Origin of the sequence: Treponema sp. J25, from assembly GCF_004343725.1 — a bacterium.
Lineage (GTDB): Bacteria > Spirochaetota > Spirochaetia > Treponematales > Breznakiellaceae > J25.
In genome coordinates this window covers 18,182-43,008 of sequence record NZ_PTQW01000024.1, presented here as the reverse complement: position 1 = coordinate 43,008, position 24,827 = coordinate 18,182, and the positions used below count along the sequence as shown (strand labels likewise).

Here is a 24,827-nt window from a genome sequence, read left to right as displayed (position 1 = left end):
CGAAAACCTGGCAAAGTGATGTAGAAACAAGCCATCGCTTGATTGAAGATGAGTTCTATGCCCGAGAAGAATTTACGAGCTATTTTGACTTCTTATGTAAAGCTGCTCAGTATCAGGAGTATTTTAATACCCAGCGGTATAACCGCTACAAAGAAGGTTCTCCACTGGATATATTGCAAGCAATCGAGCCAGCTATAGACAGTGGTGTCTTATGTTTGAAACCTGTCATTATTGACAACCTCTATGGGATGTACAAAGATGTCTTTAGAGCTTTGGCTGCTTAATCCTTGGGGGGGGACCATCTCCCTTCAGATCTCAAATTTAACAATTCTTTGCCAAGTTACTATCTCTCGTTCTCTCTCACCTCTTGATTTTTTTTGTTGATCCGTGTACATAGAACACATCATCTCGAAGGGGAGCTTTTATCCTAAAGCTGAGAGGAAGGTGGAAACCTTCGACCCTTTGAACCTGAACCGGATAATACCGGCGGAGGGATACGGGATAGGTGCAAAAACAAGACCACTTTTGGTGCTTTTTTGTGATGATACATCCCTCCGAACACGGAGGGATTTTTTTGCCCTCCGAAGATTTTGGTGATTCCCGTTAGTCTTTGAAAGGGGTATAGCTTACAGGTAAGGGGCCCTACCCCCCCCCAGGGCTCCCATGTATGTTTACCTGGCCTTTACAGAACCTTGCCGAAGCTAAGGGAATACAATCCTATGGAGGTAATCTGATATGTCTACAAAAAGGAAAGACCCCCTCATCAGTGCACTCATTGTGGAAGAGTATCTGGCAAAATTGAAAAAGGTGTTAGAAGTAGATGTGGCTATTGCAGGGGCAGGCCCCAGTGCCCTTAGCCTGGCAGGGGTTCTTGCAAAAAAAGGATGGAAGGTTCTTGTTCTCGAGGCAAAAAATGAGCCCGGTGGTGGCGTGTGGGGCGGAGGTATGATGTTTAATGAACTGGTTCTGGAAGAAGAATTACAGTCCTTTCTGGAGGAACAGGATATCCGGTACACAAAGAAAGAAGACTTCCTGGTGGTGGATTCGGTTCATTTTGCCTCAGCCCTTATTTATCAGGCCACTAAGGCAGGGGCTGTCATTTTAAACAACGTGTTTGTAGAAGACCTGGTGATGTATGAACAGCGGATCAACGGGGTGGTGATTAACTGGCTTCCGGTAATAAAGGAAAAGATGCAGGTGGATCCTCTGAGTATCGTGGCCTCCTATGTGGTAGATGCCACGGGGCACCCAGCCCATTTAGTACGCCTTCTTTTAAAACGAAATATTCCTGTCGGTTCCCCCACAGGGGACATTCATCCACTCCAGAAACAGGATAACGAGGATAGAACATCGGCAGCGTTTCGGGCCCTCATTCCTCAAGAGATGCCTATGGACGCGGAAAATGGAGAACGGCTTGTGGTAGAACACACCGGCGAGGTCTATCCCGGTCTTTATGTGACGGGGATGGCCGCGGTAAATGTGGGCGGCGCCCCCCGGATGGGCCCTATTTTTGGTGGAATGATTCTCTCGGGATTAAAAGCTGCCAAAATGCTTGAGGCAGCCTTAGGGAAAGGAGGTTCCCGTGACCCAGCTTGAATCGGCCTGTAAATCGATTCTTACAAAAGAAATGGAAATCTGTGCGGCCACAGAACAGGTTCCTCCTGCCCTTGTTCTGAAAAAACTTCAAACGGGACAGGCCGTGCTCCCTAAAAACAAGCGGCATACTCTGGAGCGGCCAATGGTAATTGGCGAAGGTTTCTCCGTAAAGGTGAACGCCAACATCGGAACCTCCCGGGGGTATTCTTCCCTGGAAGAGGAACTTGCAAAGATGGAAGTAGCCATCGAAGCCGGGACGGATGCCCTTATGGTGCTTTCTACCTGGGGGGACTTACAGGGACTGCGCCAGCGTATCGTGGAGCGCAGTCCCGTTCCTGTAGGTTCTGTTCCCATCTATGATGCGGCGGTTAAGGCCTACAGTCAAGGGAAACGGGTTATCGATTTTTCGGAAGAAGATTTTATCGAGATGGTTCGGACCCACGCAGAGGATGGGATTGATTTTATGACCATCCATGCGGGAATAACCCGGCGGGTATTGGATTGCCTCGGTGGGTTGCGCCAGGGGGCTACCCATCATCGGTATCGTAGATATATCCCGATGGTCAGTCGCGGGGGTGCCATTCTCGCTGGCTGGATGCGGCAAAACAAACAGGAGAATCCCTTTTATCGTCATTTTGATGAGATTCTTGATATCGCCAAAGAATACGATGTGACCCTAAGTTTAGGAGATGGCCTGCGGCCAGGGGCAATTCACGACGCCACCGATCAGGCCCAGCTTGAAGAACTGTTTGAACTGCAGCCCCTTGTTGAACAGGCCTGGGCCCATGGTGTCCAGGTTATGATTGAAGGACCGGGCCATGTTCCCCTTGATGAAATAGAAACCAATATAAGAGTCATGAAAAAGATAGGAAAGGGAGCCCCCATTTTTGTCTTGGGTCCTCTTCCTACCGATAGAGGGGTGGGATACGATCATATCGTTGCTGCCGTAGGGGGTGCCCTCGCAGGTTTTTATGGGGCCGACTTTCTTTGCTATGTCACTCCTTCAGAACATGTGTCTCTCCCTGGTGTAGCCGAAGTCCAGGAGGGGGTTATAGCAGCCCGCATCGCCGCCATCATTGCTGATGTGGCCAGGCATCACCCTCGAGCCCTTGCTCTAGAAAACCGAATGGCCCTTGCCCGGTCCCATCTCGACTGGGAAGAAATGTTTGCTACAGCCATCCACCCTGAAAGGGCCCGCAAATATTATGAGGAACGGCCCTATCAAGAAGAGGGCTGTTCTATGTGTGGTCCCTTTTGTGCGATACGGATAGGGGAGTCTTTGGGGAGCTAACATTAGGGTACTACAGCGGCCCCGTTATTCTGCCTTTATCCGCAGGGCAGCGCTTCGCCGGTGGGCCTCCAGGCCTTCCGCCCGGGCAATCCGTTCGGCCGCTTCATAGGCTCGAGAAACCGCCTTTCCTTCGGTGCATCGGAGGGTCGTTTGGGTTTTCAGGAAGTGCCGAACCGAAAGCCCGCCGGTAAAGCGGGCGGTCCCTCCGGTCGGAAGGGTGTGGTTTATCCCCGCCGAATAGTCCCCCAACACCTCTGCGGTCATGGGCCCAATGAAAAGGGATCCGTAGTTATACAGCCCTTCAACCCAGGACTCAGGATCGGACACATGGAGTTCCAGGTGTTCAGGGGCAATCAGGTTGGCTATCTCCTGGGCTTCCTCTTTACTGGAATAGATCACCATGAGCCCCCCCTTCTGTAAGGAAGCCCGGGCAATATCGGCCGTCGGGAGGGTCTGAACATGCTCTTCTAACGCCTGGGATATCTCTTCCGCCAGTTTCTGAGAAGGAACCAGCAGTCGGGCCCGGGCATCGGGATCATGTTCTGCCTGGGCCAGGAGATCCGCCACAATAAGAGAGATGGATGAAGGGTTCCCCCCTTTAAAAGACTCCCCCTGGCGAAGGGTTCCCGGAGGAGTCCCCACCGGGCCTTCCCCTTTTTTTGTGTCAGCTGCTTCTGTTCCATCCCAGATAATCAGCACATCCGTGGGGCCCGCCACAAAATCAATGCCCACCCGCCCATACAGCAGGCGTTTTGCCGCCGCCACATACTTATTCCCCGGTCCTACGATGAGATCCATCCGCGGGATATGCTCCGTTCCCCGGGCAAGGGCCGCAATAGCCTGGGCTCCGCCCATGGCATACACCCCCTGAGCCCCGGCCAGGGCGGCGGCGGCCAGAATACGGCGGTCTGGCAGTCCAGCCTTGCGGGGAGGAGAAACCACAAAAATCTCAGGGACCCCCGCCACCACCGCCGGGATAACCCCCATCAGCACCGTCGATACCAGGGGAAAGCGGCCCGCGGGCACATACACCGCCGCCCGACGGACGGGAATCACCCGCTGGCCCGCCATAAGGCCTTCGCCGAGGGGAACTTCAAAATTCTGGAACTGGGAGCGCTGATATTCCGCAAAGGCCCGGATCTGGGCCGCCGCAAAGGAAAGACTTTCAAACAGATCCGGCTCTTCCTGTTGAAGTTTGGCAAGGGCATCCTGCAGTTCCCCGGCAGGAACCTGCCATGAAGAGGGCACAAGGCCATCAAACTGAGCGGTATATCGCTTTAGGGCCTCTTCCCCATTCACCCATACATCTTCAATAATTTTGATAACCCTTTCGTCTACCCCTGGATCAAGTAGGGAAAAATCTCCCTCCTGTTCTACCCGCCAGTACTGACGAAATTCTTCAAGGCCACAGATACACCTCATCGGATTTCTATGCCTCCCCTACTCTGTATACTCTTTTAAGGCCCGAACCAAGGCAGCCATTTCTTCGTCCGTACCTATGGTGATCCTCAGGTATTCCCGAATGCGGGGAGCATCCCAATATCGAACCAGGATACCCCGCTCTCGAAGGTAGGCATACACCGCCCCAGCTCCTGAAGAAGCCTTCCCGCTGGGGGGACAGGCAAAGATAAAGTTTGCCGCCGAAGGAAGCACCCTATAGCCCAAACCCTCTAAAGACTGGACAGTCCACCGTCGGGTCTCGATTATTTTCTTATTTGTATCGTCATAGTAGGCCTGATCCTCTATCGCCGCCTGGGCCCCTGCCAGGGCAAGCCGGTCCAGCGTATAGGAATTAAAGGAATCCCTGATTCGCCGTAGGCCTTCGATAAGGCCCGGGTTCCCCATCGCGTAGCCCACTCGCAGCCCCGCAAGGGAACGGGATTTGGACAGGGTATGAACCACGAGGAGATTATCCAATTCCACTACCGCCGAAACAACACTTTCGGCCCCAAAATCCACATAGGCCTCATCCACGAGAAGCACCGCCCCCTGTCGCTGCTGAAACAGGGCCAGGGCCCTCACATCCCGGGCAGGGAGCGCCCGTCCCGTGGGGGCGTTGGGATTAGCCAGCACGATGCCCCCGTTTGGTCTCTGAAACGCCTCGAGGGGAATAGAAAAATCCTCTGCCACGGGGATAGTCTCGTAGGAGATTTCCCACAAATTCGCATAGACCGGATAGAAACTGTAGGTTACATCAGGGAAAAGCAGCGGCGCCCGGGTGGGCACAGAAGGGATCTTAAGACCCTCTTCCTCGGAAACAAGGGGATGTTCTCCAAAGAAGGCCCCAAAGGCGAAGGCAAGAATTTCGTCCGATCCATTGCCGACAAACACCCATTCAGGCCCTGGCAGGGCATACCGTCGGGCAATGGCTTCCCGCAGGGCAAGACAGGTGGGATCAGGATAGAGTCTCAGTGTGTCCGTAGCGGCCTTACCAATCGCTTCCAGAACCCGGGGAGAAGGAGGATAGGGGTTCTCGTTGGTATTCAGTTTGATGTACCGTCGCTCCCGGGGCTGCTCTCCCGGAACATAGGGAGCAAGACTCCGACAGCGGACGTTCCAGTAGGGACTTTCCATAGAACAGGACTCCTTATTTTTTGTGCCTTCTTTCCAGCTCTCGCAGCACCTCCGCCACGGATACGCCGGCACGGCTCATCAAGACCGTGGTAAAATACAGGAGATCCGCCACTTCCCAGACAATTTCCTCATGACTCTGGGCAGTACAGACCTCTTCGGCCTCTTCACGGACCTTGTCTCGCACCAATTCATCATCTAGACTGGCGGTGTACGAGCCTGGCCGGGGATTACGCAACCGTTCTTCAACGATAGACTGCAACAGTTCCCAGGTGTACCGTTGATCCCCGAAGCAGGACCAGCTTCCCCGATGACAGGTAGGGCCCACGGGGGCAACGGTGGCCAGAATGGCATCCCGATCGCAGTCGGCCCGCATGCGGATAAGATCAAGGGTGTTGCCGCTGGTTTCTCCCTTCATCCACAGGGTATTGCGACTGCGGCTGTGGAAACACAGCTTATTCCGTTTAAAGCTTTCTGCCACCGCTTCCCGGTCTGCATAGCCGAGCATCAGTACCTGGCCGTCCGGCGCCTGGGCTATCACCGGCAAAAGCTCCCCCTTATCCCAGGCAAGGCTTGCCACAAAGGCGTCGGCCAGGCCCACCTTTCCCGTATACAGGGCCATCCCGAGTTGCACGTCACAGCCCAGGCGGGAGAGGGCTGTTATTTCTTCAAGGCTCTGGACTCCTCCGGCGACCGTCACCTCGCACCGGACGGCCTGTTTCAGGGCCCGGACGGCCTCCAGATCTATCCCCGTCATGGTGCCTTCCCGTTCCACACAGGTATACAGGAGTTCCCCCGCGTAGGCCTGGACCGCCTGGGCCGTTTCCACAAGGGGAAGCCCCGTGGGGGTCTTCCATCCATCCACCACAATTTCTCCATTTCGGGCATCCACCGCAACGATAATCTTTTCAGGGCCAATCTTCTTTGCCAGCTGTTCTAAAAATTGATGGTTTACGCCAAATTCGCCCCCCTCCTTTCCGGCCCCCTTCCGTTCGGAAATACGGAACGCCACCGATCCAACGATGATTTTTTTGGCGCCGAGGCTCACGAGTTCCTTTGCCTGATCTACCGTTCGGATGCCACCTCCGACCCGGCAATCTCCGAGGGGAAGCAGTTTTTTAAGAAGCGGGCGGTTATCCCCCTTTCCCATGGCCGCATCCAGATCGATCAGGGCGATTTCTCCATATCGATCGAATTCCCTCGCCAGGGCTTCCGGGTCGTCCCGCTCAAGGACAAGTTCCTGGCCCTGCCGCAGTTGCACAACCTTTCCATCTTGAATATCAATTGAAGCTACTACCATCGAATGATTACTCCCTTCTGTTGCACATAGGTTTTTATGTCCTGAATGGTGGTCTTTCCAAAATGGAGCATGCTCGCCACCAGGGCGGCGTCGGCATTCCCCCCCTGGGGATCCAGGGCGGCCACAATCTGATCCAGCGTTCCTGCGCCCCCACTGGCAATCACCGGCACCGGCACGGCCTCCACAATCCGGCGGGTCAATTCCAGATCATAGCCTGCCCCCGTTCCATCCGCATCGATAGAATTAAGGAGTATTTCTCCCGCCCCCCGTTCTACCGCTTCGATGGCCCACTGAATGGCGTCGATCCCCGTATCTTCCCGGCCCCCCTTGGCAAAGGCGTGCCAGCGGGGTTCATCAGAAGCAAGCTCCCCTTCACGCTGGCTCCCGGGGAGGACCACCCGCTTTGCATCGATAGAAAGGACCACACACTGGCTTCCGTACGCCCGGGACATTTCGGTAAGGAGCCCCGGATTCCGCAACGCCGCGGTACAGACCGATACCTTATCGGCCCCCGCTTCCATGGCCCGATGCATATCCTCAAGGCTTCGAATGCCACCGCCTACACAGAGGGGAATAAATACCTGCTGGGCTACCTGGCGAACCACGTCCATGAGGGTATCCCGGCTTTTGTAGGAAGCCCCAATATCCAGGAAGGTGAGTTCATCGGCTCCCTGTTCGTAATAGCGCCGCGCCAGTTCCACCGGGTCCCCCGCATCGCGGATACCTTCAAACTTTACGCCCTTCACCACCCGCCCATCATCCACATCGAGGCAAGGGATAATCCGTTTAGCAAGCATCCAGGGGCCTCCTCCCTCTTAACGCCGGGAAATCATTCCCGGGACCCATACACACAGCAAGCACTGTCCTTCGCATTATATCCGGCCCCCTCCTTGAGCATAGTGACGTAACCAGCCATCCAGCAGAGCAAGCCCCAACGGTCCCGACTTTTCCGGATGGAATTGCACAGCCGCAAGGGCACCCCGCTCAATGGCAGAACAATAAGGAAGATAATAGTCTGTCCAGGAAGCAATAACCGAAGGGTCCTGGGGCTCCACATAGTAGGAATGGATAAAGTAGTAATACCCTTCCGAGGGGAGCCCCTGAAACAGGGAAAGGCCCCCTCTTTCTTTATTGGTCCGGGCCGTATTCCATCCAATCTGGGGAACCTTTCTTCCCGGAAAGCGTTTTACCTTACCCGGGATAAGCGAAAGGCCCCGGACTTCTTTTCCATCCACCGGAGGGGCTTCATCACTTGTTTCGAAAAGGAGTTGAAGCCCAATACAAATACCAAGAAAGGGCCGATCCCGGCTAATCCACTCCTGAATCGCCCCTGCATATCCAGACTGATTCAGGCTTTCCATGGCGGTCGCAAAGTGGCCATCTCCGGGGAATATAAGGGCCGTAAAGGGGGGACGATCCGAGAGGAGTTCCTCCGGGCCCCGGACAAAACGGGCGGCATACCCCAGATGGGCCAGGGCATTCATCACCGACCCCAGGTTTCCGGCCCCGTACTGCAATACCCCAATCATGCCAGGACCCCCTTGGTAGAGGGAATCCGATGTTGTTCCCGGGGATCAATCGTAACCGCTTCCCGCAGGGCCCGGGCGGCGGCTTTGAACAGGGCCTCTATTTTGTGGTGATCACTGCGGCCCCGGAGGATATCCAGGTGGAGTGCGCAAGCTGCGGTGCTTACGAACCCCTGCCAGAAATCGGTCACCGTATCGGTCTGGAAGGAGGCGCCCCCCGATACCAGGGGAATACCGCTGAGGGCCCCTTCGAACACCAGGTAGGGCCGACCGCAGAGGTCCACCGCCGCCCGGGCCAGGGTTTCATCCATGGGATAGAGACAACTGCCCACCCGCCGGATGCCCCCTTTATCGCCCAGGGCCCGGGAAAAAACCGTTCCCAGAACGATGCCCAGATCTTCCACCAGGTGATGTTGATCCACCTCAAGATCCCCCCGGGCACGGACCGTGAGGTCAAACAAACCATGCCGGGCAAAGGTGGTCAGCATGTGGGTCATAAACCCAATGGGACAATCGATTTCCGCCTTACCTTCGCCATCCAGATTAAGGCTTATGAAAATATCGGTTTCACCGGTTTTCCGATTCCATTCCGCCGTTCGAGCCATGGACACCTCCCTTTAATAAAAATCCAGCTTACCTTTTGAATCAAAATAAAAACTCCTCTGCCAGACAGAAGGAAAGCGACCGCTCTCTTCTATTAAGGAACCACCTTTCGTAGTTCATACTCTACAATATCGGTAGCCCCCAGTCGTTTTAGTTTGGGAATTAAAAGGGGAACCTCCTGTTTGTTCACCGCAATCTTTACCGCATAGCCATCATCTCCATAAAGGGGAGCGATCGTGGGACTCCGCATGGCAGGAAGCCCTGCCACCAGTTCCGGAAACCGAAGTTTGGTGACATTCATCTCGAGCATCACCTTTTCTCGGCCATCTAGTACCGCATGGAACAACATGGCCAATTCCTCAATCTGGGAGCGCTTTTCGGGATCTTCCATCGCCTTAGGAGAGGCCACAAAACGGGTACTGGACTCCATGATGGTACCAATAATTTTAAGACCATTATCCTTTAAGGTTTGGCCAGAGGAGGTATTGTCCACAATCATGTCCGCATCGTCGGGGGGGAATACTTCGGTGGCCCCATAGGTCCGGAGTATACGGTATTGATAACCCTGGGCATTCAGCCATTCCTCGGCAAGGTGCACATACTCGGTGGCAACCACGATTTTCTTGTTCCTCAGCGCCCGGTCATCCATCTCATGGGGAACCGCCGCCACGATACGGACCCTATCAAAGCCCAGGTCCATTACCTCCACCACCTCGGATTGGGTCTCTTTAATCCAGTCGATACCCGTAAACCCCGCATCATGACTCCCCAATTCGAGGAGTTCCCCCACATTCTGGGGCTTCATCACCTTACCATCAAGCCAATCCGCTCCAATGGAGGGACGATAGGTCCGGTCAGACAGGGTTATCGGTATGCCCGCTTCGGCAAACAGCTTTGCCACATTATCGTAGATCCTTCCTTTAGGGATAAGAATCCGCAGTTTTCCCATTCTATAACTCCTTCCTCTTTCTTCAACAACCTAACTTCTTAACAAGAAGCTTGTCCCTGGCGGAAACCCGTTATACGCATCCCCCGGGGATATAAAAAAAGCCGTAGACCCATAGAGTCCACGGCTTATAAGTACCACCGGTACCGTCCCAGACGGATAGGACCCTATGCATCTCCCGAGAAAAAAGAATGATGATGGTGATGATGGCAGTTCCTGATCATAAGGGTCCGTTTCATACAGAGGATTCTATACATATACGAATAACCTGTCAATAGCTGTATAATTATGCAGCCCATATACAAAAAACAGAAAGACCTCTGGCCTGGCGACTTTTTTCTAAAGATCCCCTGCGAGGACAACTTTATTCCGACCTGTTTCTTTTGCATCCCTGAGGGCTCCGTCTGCCCGTTCCAGAAGCATCTCCAGAGTAGTACCATCTCGGGGAGCCAGAGCTATCCCTACGGAGGTATGAATCTGTATAAAATTGTGAGGGGTCTCTGCTGGCGGGCTGGCTTTTTCCGGATGGATTGGGTCCTGGGCCCCCTCCAGGGCTGGAAGAAGGATCTTTAAGGATTCTACCATTTTTCGCAGCCGTTCTCCGAGCACCCGGGCGCCCCTGGCATCCGTATCGGGCAAAAGAATAGCAAACTCATCCCCCGCAAGGCGGGCGGCCACATCCGTGTCCCGGAGCACCCGCGTAAAAGAACGGGCCACCTCTTGAATAACCAGATCGCCCATTCTGGACCCAAAGTGTTCATTCACCTCATGGATGCGGTCTAAATCTACCATCACTACCGCTAAAGACCGTCCGCCTCCAAGGCCATGGGAAAGGCGGTTCCGAAGGTTTTCTTCGAAGAAACGGCGATTATACAATCCCGTAAGAGGGTCGGTAATTGCCCGGTGACGAGCGGCTTCGCCCCAGCGGACAAGGTCATTTAAATACCGGGAAGACTCATCAAGCCAGCAGCTCATCACCTTTCCAATAGAAGTAAGGAGCTTCAGAGATATCATGGGATGCTCAAACACGAGGCGAAAAAAATCGATTCCCTGCAGCACCAACAGATCCGAATCTTCCAGGGCGGTACAGGTGGCAGAGCGCCGTTCCTGTTCTATGACTGCCATCTCGCCAAAGAATTCGCCGGGGCCAAATTCATGGATCGTCCGGGGATGTTTTCCTCCCTGCTGGATGGTAGCGGCAATTTTCCCTTCCAGGACAATAAACATCTCTTTTCCTTCTTCCCCTTCGGTAAAAATTACCTCTCCCTTTTTAAAATGACGGCGCTCAAGAAAGGCCAGTACCGCGTTGAGTTCTAGGTCCGTAAGGGTAGAAAAAAGGGGGCATCCTAAAAGACGCCGATAAGGGAGAGGAATATCAAGACCCATGCAGAGTTCCTCTGATTTTTAAGAACCTTTCTTTTTTGTATTCCATCGCAGGCCCCATACTCATAAAACTTAACAGGGAAAGGCCGGGTAGACCCCATTGCCCCCCTCCTGCCAGCGGTTCATAAGTGTATCATACACCGTTTGGGCATACTCCTTCCACAGAGCAGGGGAATCTTTTTTTTCTTCCCCCCATAGTCCATACACCACGGTGGCAGAAAAAGTAAAGGTAGTACCATCGGGCAACCCAACAGGAGGAATCTGGAGAAATCGCTGGTAAAGCTCTTCCGCCATACTCCGAAGGATAGTGGGGGAACAACCGGGTAAAACCAGGGCTGTTTCATTGCTCTTAAGGCGTAGGGCCCAGCCTTTACCGTAATTCCGCACGAGGTATTGCAGAAGGGCCGCAATTTTTACCATCGCCTCGTCCCCCGCACTATGACCACAGGAGTCCACCAACACCTTAAAGCGGTCCGGCTTTGTCATGATAAGCCCCACGGGCATACTGAGCATCTGGGGGAGCTCTTCTTCAAAAAAGGTCCGGTTCCATAAACCGGTACCGGGGTCCTCAAAGGCCTGTCGTTGCAACTCCTGAACCCAGGGGACATTTCGAGAGATAAGCCGCTGGGTTGTTCGAATTCGATTTGCAATCATCGCCAGAGACTGAAGGAGAACTCGAGCCATGGTAGAAGGATACTGACGGGTAATGTCCGCAAGGGAAAAGCGGGCCGCGGGGAAACAGATCAGATCCGTCTCTTCTACCGTTTCTGCAAAGGCATCATACCGCCCCTGACGGGCAAAATCAAAATCTCCCACCGTATCCCCCGCCGTAAAAAGGGCGAGTTCTTCCTCTCTTCCCTCCTTTCGTTTAAACACCCGTACGGTTCCCCGAATAAGGATATAAAAACGGGTTGCCGTCTCACCGGGAGAAAAAAGGGTAACCCCCGGTGGAAGGGTAAGTTCCTCTGAAAGGGTACACACACACTGAAAATCATCGGGTAAGAGTCGGACAAAAAGTTCTGTTTTTTGTAACAACTGTTCCCCTGCCTGAGATACCATAAATTCATCATATAGTAAATTAAAAATTTTAAGTAGAGGGATGGTCGAATTTTCATTCTTATGTTTTTCCTGTTCCCTAGTTTCTGAAAAAATGATACAATAGATGCAGTAGCATTACATAAGGAGGATTTCCTCATGGCGTTTTCGTTAAATACCTATCCTATTGTGTACCGGGCTCGATATACTGCCACTGGCTGGCAAGAAGAATATCTTGAAAAACCCCATAAAACCCCTCAGGAAGAAGAAAACCTCCCCGAGGCAGAACGGGAAAAGCTTGCGAATAGCCGAAATTACTATGATGATATGCCCCTGGTTAACTATACCACCCAGTATGGGCTTGGCTGTTTCGAAGGGCTTAAGGCGCTTCCTCAAAAAGACGGAGGGCTTGCCATTTTCCGCCCCGACCAAAACGGCCGCCGTTTTTCTCGTTCCATGGCGGGGCTCCTGATGCCAGCCTTTCCGGAAGACCGATTTTTACAGGCTGTTACAGAGGTGGTGCGAAGAAACGCAGCCATTGGTTTTCGCCCCCACTACAAAAAAGAATGGGAAAAAGATAGCTTCATGACCGCCGACTCGATATATATCCGTCCCTTTAGCTATGCAGAGGGGGGCATCGGGGTGGCTCCATCGAAATTTCCCTACGTCATGGTGATTACTACCCCTGTGAGCGCCTACTTTTCTGCTGAACGGAGCCGGGCCACTACTACCAATCGCATCCGGGCCACCCCCAATGGGACTGGCTGGATAAAAGCCGCAAGCAACTACGTTATTTCTACCCTGGCTAAGTACGAGGCAAATAAGGCGGGCTTCATGGAGTGTATCTTTTTAGATGCCCGGGAACAAAAGTACCTCGAAGAGGGTTCATCCTGCAACATTTTTGTGTACTTAAAGAGCGGGGAACTGGTAACCCCCGAATTGGGGGACACCATTCTTCCTGGTATCACCCGGGCCAGCGTGATAGAACTGGCCCGCGACATGGGAGTGCGGGTAAGCGAACGAAAGCTTTCTATAGAAGAGGTTCTTTCAGAAGGGGCCGAATGCTTCGTCACCGGCACGGCGGCGGGGGTAACCCCTATCGAAAGCCTCCACCACCAGGGAAAGGAAGTCATCTTTAATGGAGGCAAGGTGGGCGAGCTTACCGCTACCCTGCGGGATACCCTTAAGGGGATTCAGTACGGCACCCTTCCCGATACAAAGGGCTGGATGCTGCGGGTGTAAGCCTCAAGGATTGTCAGGGAAAATTGTCAGGCGGCGCCCTCCGAAAATGGAAGGGGCCGCCTTTTCCTTTTTTAATAGAGCGAGCCCGGAATGTGGTCTTTCAAGAACCGAAAGACCGCGGGGAACCACAGTTCCGGGTGGACTGCGGCGGATTTTGCATGAACCGCATCGGGAACTATAAGGAGTTCCGTGGGTCCCACTGCGGCCTGTTTTCGTGTCTGGGCCATGTGCTCAGACATCCAGGTAGGAACATAGGTGTCCTCTTTTCCATGCACAAGCATGATAGGGAGGGGACTCTGCAAGATGGCATTCTGCGGCGAAGCATCTTCCAGCCGATAGCCCCTCAAAAAAGAAAGAAGGACATTAACTCCCCAATGAATAGGGGGGATGAGCAGCGCCGGTATATGGGAAGCCTTAAGACGTGCGTCAAGTTCTTCCGCCGCAGAACTATAGGGACAATCCGCAATGATGGCCTGAACCTTCCACTGTTCCGGGGAGGTCCCCTGCGGTGCCGCAAGGGGGGCATACTGCAGTACCGTGGCAGCCCCCATGGATTCCCCCACTAGAACCAGGGGGAGCCTCTGGTTTCCCATCCGTTTTTTGAGCCAGGCTACCACATCATCTACCACATATTTTTCATGGTATCCAAACGAAGGACATCGCTGAATCCCCTGGGGGCTCGCCCCATGAGCGGGAAGGTCGATGGCCAGAACAATCCATCCTTCTTTCAGGAAGCCCTGCATGTATTTCACCATGCCGTACCAGGTCCAGGTAATTCCATGCACAAAGAGGGCAACCCCAGCCACGGACTTTTTTGCCGGGGAATATTCCTGTGACCCCTGGGGAATGGTCCGCGGGTCGAGGTAATGCCCTCGTACCACGCTCTGACTATAGGGGGAAAAAATTTCTACCTCTTCCCAGGGCAAGGCAAAAATAGCCTCCGTATATTCCCCCTCTTCGAGCCCCCAGTTTTTACAGTATTCAGAACTCCGGATACGGGGATGAAACATCGCCCGATAGGAATATATCGAAAGGCCCAGAATAGAACAGGCCACCAGACCCCCAAGGATAAGGATCGTTGCCATCACACTCGTCATACCGGTACTCCTCATTGCTGTTTACTGTAACGCACCTCTCCAAAGGGGTCAAGTTTAACGCCCCCCATATTGAAAGGGAAGAAGTTTATGATTAGATTCAAAGGTATGAACCTTTTTGATGCTATCGCTCAGCGATACAGTGTTCGTTCCTTTCAGGACCGGCCGGTAGAACGGGAAAAATTGCTTTCTATTTTTTCAGCCGTCCGGCTTGCGCCATCGGCCCGAAACGCCCAGGAATGGCGCTTTATCGTGGTTACCGACCCTGCCCTGCGGGAAGAGGTGGCCCAGGCGGGGGGACAGCCCTTTTTGCGGCAATGTCCCGTCATTGTGGTGGCCTGCGCGGTAACCGATCGGCGACTCATGCGGTGCGGCGAAATGGCCTATCCCATCGATGTGGCCATTGCGATAGATCATCTTACCCTCGCCGCTACCGCCATGGGACTGGGAACCTGCTGGATCGGCAGTTTTGATCCCGAACCGGTCCGAAAAACCCTCGGGATTCCGCCAGAGGTTCCGGTGGTGGAATTGGTTGCCCTGGGCTATCCGGCCGGGGAAGGACCGGCTCCGCAAAATAAGAGTCGCCTTCCCCTGGAAGAGATCCTCTGGGAAAATGGCTGGCAAAAACCATTCCGATAAGCCGTGGCCCCCAAAGGGGGCTTGGAAAAGAGGTAAAGGGGAGACCTCCGTTTTTTAGCTCGCCTTATCGAGCGGTGGTCCGTCGTTGTCGGTATCATCATCCCGGAAGGGAGACTCAGAAGAAGCAGAAAAGGCTGCGAGATCAAGCAGATAGCGAACCTTATTCAGGGCAGAAGGAAGGGCCTGTCGCAACGGCAAACGATGCCCTGTTTCAGCGGGCATAATACCAAGGGCGAGGGCAGTATAATCGGCCATAACGGGGGGCACTCCCCTAAAGAGGGAAAGGAGGGTCTCTTCTCCGTAGGTTACACCTTCGTACCCCTCCTGATATTTACAGGGCCTGAACCGGACCCGGCCTTTCTTGTCCCGATCTCCCGCATAGGCAAAGAGCCTGCAGATCAGGGGACGACCCTCATACACCGTACAATGATAGGGGTTGGCGGAATCCGCCAGGAAACAGCCGGAAGAAGGTGTTTCGAACGAAAGAGTCCCAAGTCGTTCCCGTTGATTCTTGAACATCCATACCGCCAGGTACAGGGCCTCTACTTCCAGCACATCCGGCTCAAAGGTTTCGCAACATCGGCCACATCCCGGGGGACAGCGAAAGGGGCTCTTTTCCTTCCAGGTTTCTTGAGCCCTGGTTATCTCTTCATACAGGGCATGCAGGGCCAGAACACTTTCCGCCACCAGGCTTCCTTCGAGCCCGGCTGGCAGTATTTTTTTATATCCCTTGGGTTGCAATACATCCATGCAGCACACCACCATACAAGCGCTTTGTTTACTTACACAACGATCTTTTCAGCGGAGGGTAGCTCATTTTTACCTGAAATACCCCTTCCTCGTCTAGCGAGCAAGGGGTATGCATCATCATTTTTTACCCATCAGGGAAGGGAACCCATCAGGTCCTCTCCAATAAGCTTCTGCCCTAACTGACGACGGGCAGCCTCTACGGCGGCTTCATCATTTCCCGCCACGGTACTGGCCTGTTTTACGGTAGAATACAGGAGAGCCCCCGTGCTCAGTTCCACAACCTTTACTTCCGCGGAAACGGTGGCAATCTTCTGGGTGCCATCGGCCCGTATCCCTGCAATGCGGGTGGTCCCATAAATAAAGCGATCCGCTTTGCCAGTTAAGGTTTTCCTGGCCAGGGAAAGAATCGCCGTATCGTCGGACCCCATAATTTGTTCGGCCGAAAGGGGGGCAACGCTCAGCCTAAATCCATTGCCGGTAAGACTTTGCAAAAGGGCACTGTTGGTACTCTTTATCTCTCCTTTCCCGTCCTGGTTGATATCCACAATAAGAACCGCCGTGGGAACAGTCTTGGCCCGGGATATGACGGTGTACTCAAAGGTAACCCGTTTGGCCGCAATAGCATCCTCTAAACTTGCTACCAGGTTCTGATATTTATCCGGGATACCGTAGAGGGCTTCCATCTCCGCCGAAAGGTCGAGTCGCATGGTAAGCTGGGCCTTTCCAACAAAATCCGGCCGGGGATGATCAAAAAGCACTTCCCCCCGCTCGTTGCTCAAGAGCTTTTGAGTGCGGGTTACCATTCTGCCATTTGGCTGGCGGCCCTGGTAACTTACCAATACCGTAACCCCCGCCAGGGGTTTTCCACTCACCAGCACCTGGGCTTTAAAAGGCTCGGCGAAGGTTCCACCTGAGCTTGTCTCGAGGCGGTCATTCAGTTTCCGCACCTCCAGACGGGCAAGGGCTTCTCGGGCATTGTTAAGGTTCCGTTCAAGTTTGATCGCCGCATTATCGATGTTTGCCCCTGAGGCGGCTACCGCGGCGGTGATGAATTTCCGAACCGCCCCAATCACATCCCCCGCAGCAAGGAGTTCCTGCCCTTCCCGTTCGGGAACCGCCACGGCATCGATCTTCTCCTGGAACACCGCCTGGATTCGTCGCTTTTCTGCCTCCAGATCCTTGGTAAGATAGCGCCCCAGGATGTAGACCGTTACGCCATTTGGTTTTTTCAAGACGTATCGTTCTGCTACCTGGAAGCCACTCATGCGACTCGTGGAACTTTGTTTTACGGTTTGGACCAGTTCTGCCTGAAAACTATCCAGGGTTGAACGGGCAGTGGCGGTGGACTCCGCGGTCACCGTGACTCCAATATAGCGCATTATTTCTGCCACGAGGCTTGCAGTTGCCGCCTCGGTAGCCTGAACTTCTCCGTTCACGGGGCCATCCGCATATCCCACAAAGAAGGTGTATCCATCTCTGGGGGCCGGAGTCTCGATGGTCCAGGCTGGCGGCGGAGCGACCTGACTCTGAGAAGAGGCCGGCGCACTCGCACAGGAAAAAACCACAAGGGCCCATGCCCACAGGATTGCCTCTGAAATCAACCGTATCTTCGTATGTCTTTTCATGACCTTTCCTAAAAAAAAGGGCGGTTCCTCTTTCGATAGAACCGCCCGGGTGTACGCTTTAATGTAGCCCTGGCAACGCCCCGGGAGCTACATCACTACCGGCTTAGAAGCCCTCGTAGAAGGCCTGTTTTACCCGATCCACCGCGGTCTGCTGTTCCTTGGTAAGGGGTTTGTCAGGCTTTACCCCATTCAGGACAGCATCGATTTGCTGTTTAAGGGTATCCTTGTTGATAACCACCAGCACATAGTAATCGTACACTTCCCGGTCAACGGTTTTCCCATCCGGTTTAAAGTACCGCTTAAGTACCCAGAAATCTGCCTCTTTGCGGGCCCCGGAATAACTTGCATCGCTGGCGGCCTTTACCACGTTTTCAAAGTAGCGGCCATATTCGTCATCGGGGCTCCCTGCCGCAGCACCGGCGAAGCGGGCCTGTACCCGAGTAGATACCATTCGGGCAATTTCCTGAGTCACCGAGAAGCCCGTGGCCCACTGTTTCAGGGCATTCAAATTGGTACCGTTATCTTCTGCCACAAAGCAGTAGAAGTCCTTATATTTGGGAAGAGCCTCTATATCGCTCAAACCACCGCCGTTCATGTACACTTCAAGCCATTCGGGGATAGTTCCACCCAGGGCCATAGTTTTGTGATCTACTACCACATAGTTTGGCCCCTTTTGGGGAACTTCCGCCGGCTTTTCTGGAGTGGCGGCCGGTTGACTGGCACACCCTATGAAAATCCCTACCGCCAACACAGCTAATACTGCGAATACTAACCGTTTCACGCTCTACCTCCCTATACCTCTATTTAATTTTTAGAACCTCAGGGGTTCTTTTATAAACGTACCACAGAGAAGACCATTTTTCAGGGCCAATCAAACGGAGAACTTTTTCTCCTCAGACCCCTTATGGTCCCCATATGTCGGCCCTCCGAAAGTTTTAAGTTTCCGACGAGCCATTCTTTTTACTTAATGTTAATTCCCCGTGTTAAAAGTTATAGTTTTTCCCCGGGTGTATACCCAATAGGCATTTTCCATTCCCGGAGTCTTTTCAAAGGCACTATAACAGGCATCTTCCAAATCAGAAAGAGAACCAAAGAAGTATACATCCATAATCGTCTGATCCGCCGCGCTGGGCCCCATCACAATTTCCCGCACCCGGCTGCGGAGATTCCTCCGGAACGTAGAAACGGCCCGGGAATCGGGAGTTTTCTGAATAATAACCTGATAGCGAATCCCGTTTGCGTAACGGTTCCTGAGAACATTCACCGAATCCCGTACCACCCGTCCCATAAGCTGAGCAGTCCCCGCCGTTAAAGCATTCAGGAGCGCATCCTCCTGGGAAGAGGTACTCACCGAGCGATCGGTCCGGTATGTTACTGACCCAAGGAGTTCCGCCGTAGAAGGATCATACATGTTGGCCGTAAAATTCGCTTCCCCATAGTGACGATTGTTCTCTGTAAAGGACCGGGGACTACAATCTAGTTCGACGTATATATCGGCCCCCAGTTTCTGCGCTATGTACTGAACAAGGGACATAGAAGCCCCTACTTCTGCTTCGTAGGCAGATCGCTGGTCTTGCATATTCTTAACTAGTTGGTCATATTGCACCACATCGTAGCCCTGACGTAACAGGTATTCATTCCCCTTGGTTAAGATGGACCGTTTCTGGAATTCCGAAACCTGGGCGCCCTCTTTCATGACCACCATGTATTTAAGCCGTTTCAGATAATTTTCAAAAAACTGTTTTTCCCGTGGGGTAAGTTCTGCTGGTGGCTCCACCGGGCCGGTATCCTGGGTGGTAAGGCCAGTGCTTGTGCCGCTTTGCGCCGTTGTTGCCGTATCGGTAGCAGCGGCCTGGGCATTCGACTGGGCGGTTCCATTGCTAGAGGCGGGCCGTTCCCCGGTAATTAACGACTCGGCCCTCTGGCGGGCATCCGACTTAGGAGCAGTTTGACCGCTTCCCGAGGAAGCAGGTTGCTGTTCTGCAGAAGCAGGGGAACTTTCCGGCGTACTCACACAGGAAAGAAATCCCACAAGCAGTATCCCTGCTCCCATCCAGAGTATCTTTTTATACATTGGTATTCTCCTCCCTCGTTGTTATCAAATTGTATAACAGCGCCAGGGATTTTTCAAATAGAGGTTTTATTTTTTTATTTATTTTTCGTAAGAAAGCCCAAATTCATCTACTATCACTACAGGGAAACTGGGGATAGGCTCTGATCCTTCCTCAGAAGAAGGGCCTTTTCCTGAACCAAGAACCACCTGCCCTGCCATTTCTTGGGTCGCTTTGTCTGGTTTTGTAAACAAAAGATAAGAAGAAGCATCGTACCATTGACATTGAAGCAGGACCGTCTCTCCTTCTTCTGAAGGAGGAATTTCGACTCCGAGAGGGCTCCCTTTCTGTTTATCCAGGGAAGAATTGTTTTTATAACTTACGGTAATCCGTAACTCCGATATTTCATCGATTACCGTATCCGAGGGAAAAGGAATGCGTAGTTCTTTTTTTTCAGAACCATACATCGCTTCTACAATCAAGGCTGCTTCTTTAAACCGAAGGGTCATTAAAAGCATTCCTTCTTGAATTGTCGCCCAGATCCCTTCTACATCTTTACTATAAGGAGAGAAGCGCCACTGGTAACGATGCGACACCGTTTCTTGCTTCTTTAGATAGGAAGTCGTATCGAGTACATATCGATCCTGGGATCCTATCACCATCCCATAGGAATTTCCCCGGCCTTCCCACCGGGGCTCTGCCTGCCCAGAAGAAGAACGCCAGAGAGGCTTTTTTGTAACCGCATCTTCTAAATTCCCCTCAAAACGAGAAAGAACTTCATAGGGATAGTCCCTATCCTGTAATCCAGGCTTGGTTGCCTTTTTAGAAACAAACACACTCATCTTCTGGGTAAGGTAGGGGGGATTCGTTAACCCCATTTTGAGAGGATGCTCCGGATATATCCGGGCCGTGAGGACCACCGTTCCTTCCTTACTGGGGGTTTGCCAGAAGAAAGCATGTTGTCCACCCTCTATATACCCCTCAGCTATTTTAGTGGTTCCCCCATACCATTCTATGTACGGAGTAAGTTCCTTCCCCGCACTAAATGAAGTGTTTATCAAAATAGGAAACTCCGGAGGAACCATGGGATAGGCAGAACCAGTGCCAGGAGGATAGGTTCTGATACTTTTAACAGCAAAATTTTCCTTCCCAAGATAATAAAAATCATATTGAGACGTACCAAGGGCACCTTCTTCCCCCTCCACCACACAGACCATGCGATACGGCCCCGGAAGGAGAGTAAGCGGAAGAGAAAAGGGAGAAAAAGAAAAGGATTCAACCGAAGAAATAGCCCCTTCTTTTTTCTGGGTCATACTACTCGCATTTACGGGATAGGTTAGGGTGTCCCCTATCACCTTGTTTTTTGTATCAGTAATTTGAATTGTCACTCCCCGCATCGAAGCATCAGAAAGATTAAGAGAAACCAGTGAAGGAGTAATAAGAGTACCTTCCCGGATCAACCACCCTTCTGCAGAGAGGGGTGCCTCATACTGCATAGTAACTTTATACGCCGGATCTGTGGTCAGAAAGTCCAAGGTCTCTCCACAGCCAACGAGAAATAGAGAGAAAGAGAAAAACAGAAAATCTCCAAAATCTCTAATTTTTTTCATTTCCAATTTACTATTATAAACTATTTAATCATTTTTTTCCATATAGAAGACTAAAAATTGGTGGGTTAACAGGCCAGATACTGAGGTAGGTACCCGGTGGCAACATTTCTTCGTTCAGTATAAAGCTGAACTTGCATAATGGGTTTGTCCCTGAAACAGTCTAATTTCTTAAAACCCTCATTTCCTTCTTAATAAGGGTACACAGTTGATGACAGGTATACCAAATTCAACGAACCATTGCCAGCGGCTAAAGAAACGGGTACAATAGCCCCATGCGCGCCACTCGGGCAATCATTCATCTAGAGCATTTTAAAAAGAATCTTGAAGCGATTCGCCAAAAAATTGGTCCCCATCCTTTTATATGTCTTCCCGTAAAGGCCGATGCCTACGGCCATGGGGCCGTTCGAATAGCCATCGCGGCGTTACAAATGGGGGTAAAGTACCTGGCCGTGGCCTCAGTCCAGGAGGGTATAGAACTACGCCAGGCGGGCATCGTAGCACCCATTCTCCTTTTTTCTCTCCCCATTCCCGAAGAAATCCCCGATTTGGTACGGTACCGTCTTACCCCTCTTGTCTCGGATGGAGAATTCTGCGATGAATTCGCCCGCCATGTGGCAACCACCGGGGAATGCCGGCCAGTCCATCTTAAAATCGATACAGGAATGGGTCGTATTGGCTGTCAGACCCAGGAAGCACCATCATTGGTACAACGGATTCATGCCACGGGGGTACTTCGCTTAGAAGGAACAGCCACCCATTTTGCGGTGGCCGATTCCCTTTTGCCAGAGGATATTCAATACACCCAAAAACAGATTCGGGCATTTAAAGAAGCAATCGAGCGCATTCGAGATAGGGGCTACGATCCGGGCATCCTCCATGCGGCCAATTCTGGAGCGGTAGTTCTCCACGAAGAGGCCTATTTTGACATGGTTCGTCCCGGCCTTTTAGCCTATGGATATCCACCGATAAAAGAGCGGGCAGGCTCAGTGCCTGTTCGGCCAGTAATGGAGCTTCAAAGCCGGGTCGTGTTTATAAAAAGGGTTCCTCAGGGCACATCCATCTCCTATGGGCGAACCTGGCAGGCTCCGCAGGATACCACCATTATTACTATCCCTGTGGGATATGCCGACGGCCTGGTACGGGGCCTTTCGGGGAAATTTTCTGTGTTTATCCGGGGGGCTCTGTACCCACAGGTAGGTCGCATTTGCATGGATCAATGCATGGTTGATGTGGGGCCGAAGGCCACCATACAACGTTGGGATGTGGTAAGCATCTTCGGGGGACCCCTACCCTGTCCAAGCGCCGCCGATCTGGCGGAACAGCTCGGCACCATTCCCTACGAAATCACCTGTGGTATTAACAAACGGGTACCCCGGGTGTATGTGGAATGAACCGGATTACGGCATTCAACGCTGATCCCTCTTTTGAAACACAAGAGGAGAAGCTGAACACCATATGCAAGGAGTAAAGATACCTATGAAGGCACCGCAAACCCTCCCCCTGCTCTCCGACATCGAGATTTCCCGACGCGCCCCCATTCAGCCTATTGAAACAATCGCCCATCAGCTAGGAATTCCCCGCGACATGGTAGAACCCTATGGCCGATACAAAGCCAAAATCCGATTAGAAGCCATTTCAGAACAAAGGGAAGCCCATTATAAAGGGCTTCAGGGAAGGTTGCAGGATGGTTCACCACAACGAAGGGCCCACTACATTGATGTAACTGCCATTACCCCCACTCCCCTCGGGGAAGGGAAAACCACCACCACCGTAGGCCTGGTACAGGGATTGGGATTCCTGGGGAAAAAGGCCGTGGCAACCCTGCGGCAACCCTCGCTGGGCCCCACTTTTGGGATAAAGGGGGGCGCCGCCGGGGGCGGTTACAGCCAGGTAATCCCGATGGAAGACATAAACCTGCATCTTACGGGGGACATCCATGCGGTGGCGGCGGCCCACAACCTTTGTGCCGCCGCTATCGATGCCCGGCTCTACCACGAGAATCGCTGGTCCGACAGTTATTTTGAAAAAATAGGCCTTTCCAAACTGCACATAGACCCCACTCGCATTCTCATTGGCCGGGTGGTGGACATGAACGACCGAGTACTTCGACACGTGACGATTGGCATGGGTTCCCCGGAGGATGGGCCCCTGCGGGAAAGTCATTTTGATATTGCCGTGGCCAGCGAGGTAATGGCCATCCTTGCCCTGGCCAAAAACATAGCGGACCTCCGGCAACGGATTGGTAAAATGGTAGTAGCCTACGATACCAAGGGGAAGCCCCTGACCGCCGAAGATTTCGGTGTGGCGGGAGCCATGACCGCCCTTCTGCGGGATGCCATAAAGCCCAATCTCCTTCAGACCCTGGAAGGCCAGGGAGCCTTTATCCATACGGGGCCCTTTGCAAACATCGCCCACGGCAATTCATCTATCCTGGCGGATGAACTGGCCCTGCAGTATGCGGACTACGTGGTAACAGAAAGTGGCTTTGGGGCCGATATGGGGTTTGAGAAATTTGCGGATATCAAATGTCGAACCTCGGGCTACACCCCCGATGCGGCGGTTCTTGTCTGTACCGTCCGGGCCCTGAAGGTCCACGGGGGAGGACCGGCGGTGGTGGCCGGGAAACCTTTGTCCGATGTATATAAAGAAGAAAATCTAGAATTGCTCAAAAAAGGCCTGGTCAATCTGGAAGCCCACCTGCGCATTGTCCAGCGCTTTGGGATTCCCGCGGTGGTTGCTATTAACGCCTTCCCCACCGACACGGAAGCCGAATGGGAATGTATTCGAGAGGCCGCTCTCAGAGCAGGAGCCTTTGACGCCGTGGTAAGCCACCATTGGGGCCGGGGTGGCGAAGGGGCCGCAGAACTGGCCGCGGCGGTGGTACGGGCCTGCGAGACCCCCTCAACGTTCCGCTTCCTGTATCCGCTGGAGTGGTCCCTGGAACAAAAAATAGAAACCATCGCCCGGGAAATTTACGGTGCCGATGGGGTGGACTACACCGACAAGGCCCGCGAGGAACTAGAACACCTGGAAAGCAAAGGCTACGGGAACCTTCCCATCTGCATGGCCAAGACCCAGTATTCCCTTTCCCACGACCCCGAATTGAAGGGCGCCCCCAGGGGCTGGCGTCTTCCCATTCGGGAGCTGCGCCTTGCGGCAGGGGCAGGTTTTGTCTATCCCCTGTGCGGGGACATCACCACCATGCCGGGGCTCCCCAGCAAACCCTCTTTTATGAACATCGATATTGATGAACAGGGAAACATCCAGGGACTGAGCTAGTATCGTCGGGGCCTCCCGAAAAACAGGGCCCAAAAAGTAGGCAGCCTTTCCTAATCATTATCTGTGGAGGAAGGAAGGGGGCCTGGCCTATTGCTCCCTGATGAAGAGAGATAAAGGGGGGCCCCACTTTTTTCCTCCCTAATGGAGACATTTTCCTCTCTGATGCAGAGATACAGGTCCGCCGGTCCTTCCCCCTGGAGAAAGAGAGGGAGCGCTTTTTTCCTCCCTGATTAAGAGAAAAAGGGCCGTCGGTCCTTCCATTCCAAAAAGCCAGGGGACTACAGGA

General features: G+C 53.0%; 21 protein-coding genes, 1 pseudogene and 1 riboswitch. Of the genes and pseudogenes, 7 read left to right on the top strand and 15 right to left on the bottom strand.

The genetic code is table 11. The annotated features are described in order from the left end of the window. From C5O22_RS13515 to thiC, 3 genes and pseudogenes are all read left to right on the top strand, one after another. Positions 1 to 284 (top strand): annotated as a pseudogene (locus C5O22_RS13515) (helix-turn-helix domain-containing protein); the annotation flags it as partial. 118 nt (positions 285 to 402) lie between these two features. Further along, positions 403 to 513, top strand: a riboswitch (TPP riboswitch). A 222-nt stretch (positions 514 to 735) separates the two neighbouring features. Beyond that, complete coding sequence (locus C5O22_RS08560; protein WP_132780917.1) at positions 736 to 1,596, top strand: sulfide-dependent adenosine diphosphate thiazole synthase; 861 nt, start codon at positions 736 to 738, stop codon at positions 1,594 to 1,596. Next, complete coding sequence (thiC, locus tag C5O22_RS08555) at positions 1,583 to 2,887, top strand: phosphomethylpyrimidine synthase ThiC (RefSeq protein ID WP_132780915.1); 1,305 nt, start codon at positions 1,583 to 1,585, stop codon at positions 2,885 to 2,887. Before C5O22_RS08560 ends, thiC begins: the two co-directional genes overlap by 14 nt. 24 nt (positions 2,888 to 2,911) lie before the next feature. On the opposite strand, the gene C5O22_RS08550 is transcribed toward thiC, so the two are convergent. From C5O22_RS08550 to C5O22_RS08510, 9 genes are all read right to left on the bottom strand, one after another. Next, the gene (locus C5O22_RS08550; protein WP_132780914.1) at positions 2,912 to 4,309 is read right to left on the bottom strand and encodes a histidinol dehydrogenase; all 1,398 of its coding nucleotides are present in this window, start codon (positions 4,307 to 4,309) and stop codon (positions 2,912 to 2,914) included. A gap of 18 nt (positions 4,310 to 4,327) precedes the next feature. Continuing rightward, positions 4,328 to 5,461 carry a pyridoxal phosphate-dependent aminotransferase gene (locus tag C5O22_RS08545; protein ID WP_132780912.1) on the bottom strand — a complete coding sequence of 378 codons (1,134 nt, stop codon included), beginning with the start codon at positions 5,459 to 5,461 and terminating at the stop codon, positions 4,328 to 4,330. A gap of 13 nt (positions 5,462 to 5,474) precedes the next feature. Then, entirely contained in the window at positions 5,475 to 6,758 is a 1,284-nt protein-coding gene (gene hisE, locus C5O22_RS08540; protein WP_132780910.1) for a phosphoribosyl-ATP diphosphatase, read from the bottom strand. Further along, positions 6,752 to 7,555 carry an imidazole glycerol phosphate synthase subunit HisF gene (gene hisF, locus C5O22_RS08535; RefSeq protein WP_132780908.1) on the bottom strand — a complete coding sequence of 268 codons (804 nt, stop codon included), beginning with the start codon at positions 7,553 to 7,555 and terminating at the stop codon, positions 6,752 to 6,754. Before hisF ends, hisE begins: the two co-directional genes overlap by 7 nt. 75 nt (positions 7,556 to 7,630) lie before the next feature. Further along, positions 7,631 to 8,287: an imidazole glycerol phosphate synthase subunit HisH gene (gene hisH / locus C5O22_RS08530; protein WP_132780906.1), complete on the bottom strand. Its 657-nt coding sequence runs from the start codon at positions 8,285 to 8,287 to the stop codon at positions 7,631 to 7,633. Then, complete coding sequence (hisB, locus tag C5O22_RS08525) at positions 8,284 to 8,889, bottom strand: imidazoleglycerol-phosphate dehydratase HisB (protein WP_132780904.1); 606 nt, start codon at positions 8,887 to 8,889, stop codon at positions 8,284 to 8,286. The genes hisH and hisB overlap by 4 nt, the downstream gene beginning before the upstream one ends. A gap of 92 nt (positions 8,890 to 8,981) precedes the next feature. Beyond that, positions 8,982 to 9,836, bottom strand: a complete 855-nt coding sequence (gene hisG / locus C5O22_RS08520; protein ID WP_132780902.1) for an ATP phosphoribosyltransferase — start codon at positions 9,834 to 9,836, stop codon at positions 8,982 to 8,984. Positions 9,837 to 10,172: 336 nt separating this feature from the next. After that, on the bottom strand, positions 10,173 to 11,219 hold the full coding sequence (locus C5O22_RS08515; RefSeq protein ID WP_132780900.1) for a GGDEF domain-containing protein: 1,047 nt from the start codon (positions 11,217 to 11,219) through the stop codon (positions 10,173 to 10,175). Positions 11,220 to 11,288: 69 nt separating this feature from the next. Then, positions 11,289 to 12,275, bottom strand: coding sequence for a diguanylate cyclase domain-containing protein (locus tag C5O22_RS08510; RefSeq protein ID WP_132780898.1), 987 nt, complete (start codon positions 12,273 to 12,275; stop codon positions 11,289 to 11,291). 135 nt (positions 12,276 to 12,410) lie between these two features. Here C5O22_RS08510 and ilvE point away from each other — a divergent pair, with 135 nt between their 5' ends. Next, a complete protein-coding gene (ilvE, locus tag C5O22_RS08505; protein ID WP_132780896.1) occupies positions 12,411 to 13,493 on the top strand; it encodes a branched-chain-amino-acid transaminase in 1,083 nt (360 codons plus the stop codon). A 71-nt stretch (positions 13,494 to 13,564) separates the two neighbouring features. On the opposite strand, the gene C5O22_RS08500 is transcribed toward ilvE, so the two are convergent. Next, on the bottom strand, positions 13,565 to 14,590 hold the full coding sequence (locus tag C5O22_RS08500; RefSeq protein WP_165910467.1) for an alpha/beta hydrolase: 1,026 nt from the start codon (positions 14,588 to 14,590) through the stop codon (positions 13,565 to 13,567). 87 nt (positions 14,591 to 14,677) lie between these two features. Between C5O22_RS08500 and C5O22_RS08495 the strand changes: the two genes are divergently transcribed. Next, positions 14,678 to 15,226 carry a nitroreductase family protein gene (locus tag C5O22_RS08495; RefSeq protein ID WP_243692915.1) on the top strand — a complete coding sequence of 183 codons (549 nt, stop codon included), beginning with the start codon at positions 14,678 to 14,680 and terminating at the stop codon, positions 15,224 to 15,226. Positions 15,227 to 15,280: 54 nt separating this feature from the next. Here C5O22_RS08495 and C5O22_RS08490 read toward each other — a convergent pair whose 3' ends face one another. From C5O22_RS08490 to C5O22_RS08470, 5 genes are all read right to left on the bottom strand, one after another. Further along, positions 15,281 to 15,991 carry a YkgJ family cysteine cluster protein gene (locus C5O22_RS08490; RefSeq protein WP_132780892.1) on the bottom strand — a complete coding sequence of 237 codons (711 nt, stop codon included), beginning with the start codon at positions 15,989 to 15,991 and terminating at the stop codon, positions 15,281 to 15,283. Between the two features lie 116 nt (positions 15,992 to 16,107). After that, positions 16,108 to 17,601, bottom strand: a complete 1,494-nt coding sequence (locus C5O22_RS08485; RefSeq protein ID WP_132780890.1) for a hypothetical protein — start codon at positions 17,599 to 17,601, stop codon at positions 16,108 to 16,110. 103 nt (positions 17,602 to 17,704) lie between these two features. Then, the gene (locus tag C5O22_RS08480; protein ID WP_132780888.1) at positions 17,705 to 18,382 is read right to left on the bottom strand and encodes a hypothetical protein; all 678 of its coding nucleotides are present in this window, start codon (positions 18,380 to 18,382) and stop codon (positions 17,705 to 17,707) included. A 189-nt stretch (positions 18,383 to 18,571) separates the two neighbouring features. Continuing rightward, positions 18,572 to 19,675, bottom strand: coding sequence for a DUF6175 family protein (locus tag C5O22_RS08475; protein ID WP_132780886.1), 1,104 nt, complete (start codon positions 19,673 to 19,675; stop codon positions 18,572 to 18,574). A gap of 78 nt (positions 19,676 to 19,753) precedes the next feature. Further along, entirely contained in the window at positions 19,754 to 21,148 is a 1,395-nt protein-coding gene (locus C5O22_RS08470) for a hypothetical protein (protein ID WP_132780884.1), read from the bottom strand. A 386-nt stretch (positions 21,149 to 21,534) separates the two neighbouring features. Here C5O22_RS08470 and alr point away from each other — a divergent pair, with 386 nt between their 5' ends. Together alr and C5O22_RS08460 are read left to right on the top strand one after the other, a co-directional pair. After that, positions 21,535 to 22,653: an alanine racemase gene (gene alr, locus C5O22_RS08465; protein WP_132780882.1), complete on the top strand. Its 1,119-nt coding sequence runs from the start codon at positions 21,535 to 21,537 to the stop codon at positions 22,651 to 22,653. 85 nt (positions 22,654 to 22,738) lie between these two features. Next, entirely contained in the window at positions 22,739 to 24,541 is a 1,803-nt protein-coding gene (locus C5O22_RS08460) for a formate--tetrahydrofolate ligase (RefSeq protein WP_132780880.1), read from the top strand. Positions 24,542 to 24,827: the final 286 nt, after the last annotated feature.

Excerpts from the sequence above, each read along its gene's own strand:
- C5O22_RS08560 (WP_132780917.1), top strand. The coding sequence starts at position 736 with ATGTCTACAAAAAGGAAAGACCCCCTCATCAGTGCACTCATTGTGGAA.
- C5O22_RS08550 (WP_132780914.1), bottom strand. The coding sequence starts at position 4,309 with ATGAGGTGTATCTGTGGCCTTGAAGAATTTCGTCAGTACTGGCGGGTA.
- C5O22_RS08545 (WP_132780912.1), bottom strand. The coding sequence starts at position 5,461 with ATGGAAAGTCCCTACTGGAACGTCCGCTGTCGGAGTCTTGCTCCCTAT.
- hisE (WP_132780910.1), bottom strand. The coding sequence starts at position 6,758 with ATGGTAGTAGCTTCAATTGATATTCAAGATGGAAAGGTTGTGCAACTG.
- hisF (WP_132780908.1), bottom strand. The coding sequence starts at position 7,555 with ATGCTTGCTAAACGGATTATCCCTTGCCTCGATGTGGATGATGGGCGG.
- hisH (WP_132780906.1), bottom strand. The coding sequence starts at position 8,287 with ATGATTGGGGTATTGCAGTACGGGGCCGGAAACCTGGGGTCGGTGATG.
- hisB (WP_132780904.1), bottom strand. The coding sequence starts at position 8,889 with ATGGCTCGAACGGCGGAATGGAATCGGAAAACCGGTGAAACCGATATT.
- hisG (WP_132780902.1), bottom strand. The coding sequence starts at position 9,836 with ATGGGAAAACTGCGGATTCTTATCCCTAAAGGAAGGATCTACGATAAT.
- C5O22_RS08515 (WP_132780900.1), bottom strand. The coding sequence starts at position 11,219 with ATGGGTCTTGATATTCCTCTCCCTTATCGGCGTCTTTTAGGATGCCCC.
- C5O22_RS08510 (WP_132780898.1), bottom strand. The coding sequence starts at position 12,275 with ATGGTATCTCAGGCAGGGGAACAGTTGTTACAAAAAACAGAACTTTTT.
- ilvE (WP_132780896.1), top strand. The coding sequence starts at position 12,411 with ATGGCGTTTTCGTTAAATACCTATCCTATTGTGTACCGGGCTCGATAT.
- C5O22_RS08500 (WP_165910467.1), bottom strand. The coding sequence starts at position 14,590 with ATGACGAGTGTGATGGCAACGATCCTTATCCTTGGGGGTCTGGTGGCC.
- C5O22_RS08495 (WP_243692915.1), top strand. The coding sequence starts at position 14,678 with ATGATTAGATTCAAAGGTATGAACCTTTTTGATGCTATCGCTCAGCGA.
- C5O22_RS08490 (WP_132780892.1), bottom strand. The coding sequence starts at position 15,991 with ATGGTGGTGTGCTGCATGGATGTATTGCAACCCAAGGGATATAAAAAA.
- C5O22_RS08485 (WP_132780890.1), bottom strand. The coding sequence starts at position 17,601 with ATGAAAAGACATACGAAGATACGGTTGATTTCAGAGGCAATCCTGTGG.
- C5O22_RS08475 (WP_132780886.1), bottom strand. The coding sequence starts at position 19,675 with ATGTATAAAAAGATACTCTGGATGGGAGCAGGGATACTGCTTGTGGGA.
- C5O22_RS08470 (WP_132780884.1), bottom strand. The coding sequence starts at position 21,148 with ATGCAGTATGAGGCACCCCTCTCTGCAGAAGGGTGGTTGATCCGGGAA.
- alr (WP_132780882.1), top strand. The coding sequence starts at position 21,535 with ATGCGCGCCACTCGGGCAATCATTCATCTAGAGCATTTTAAAAAGAAT.
- C5O22_RS08460 (WP_132780880.1), top strand. The coding sequence starts at position 22,739 with ATGAAGGCACCGCAAACCCTCCCCCTGCTCTCCGACATCGAGATTTCC.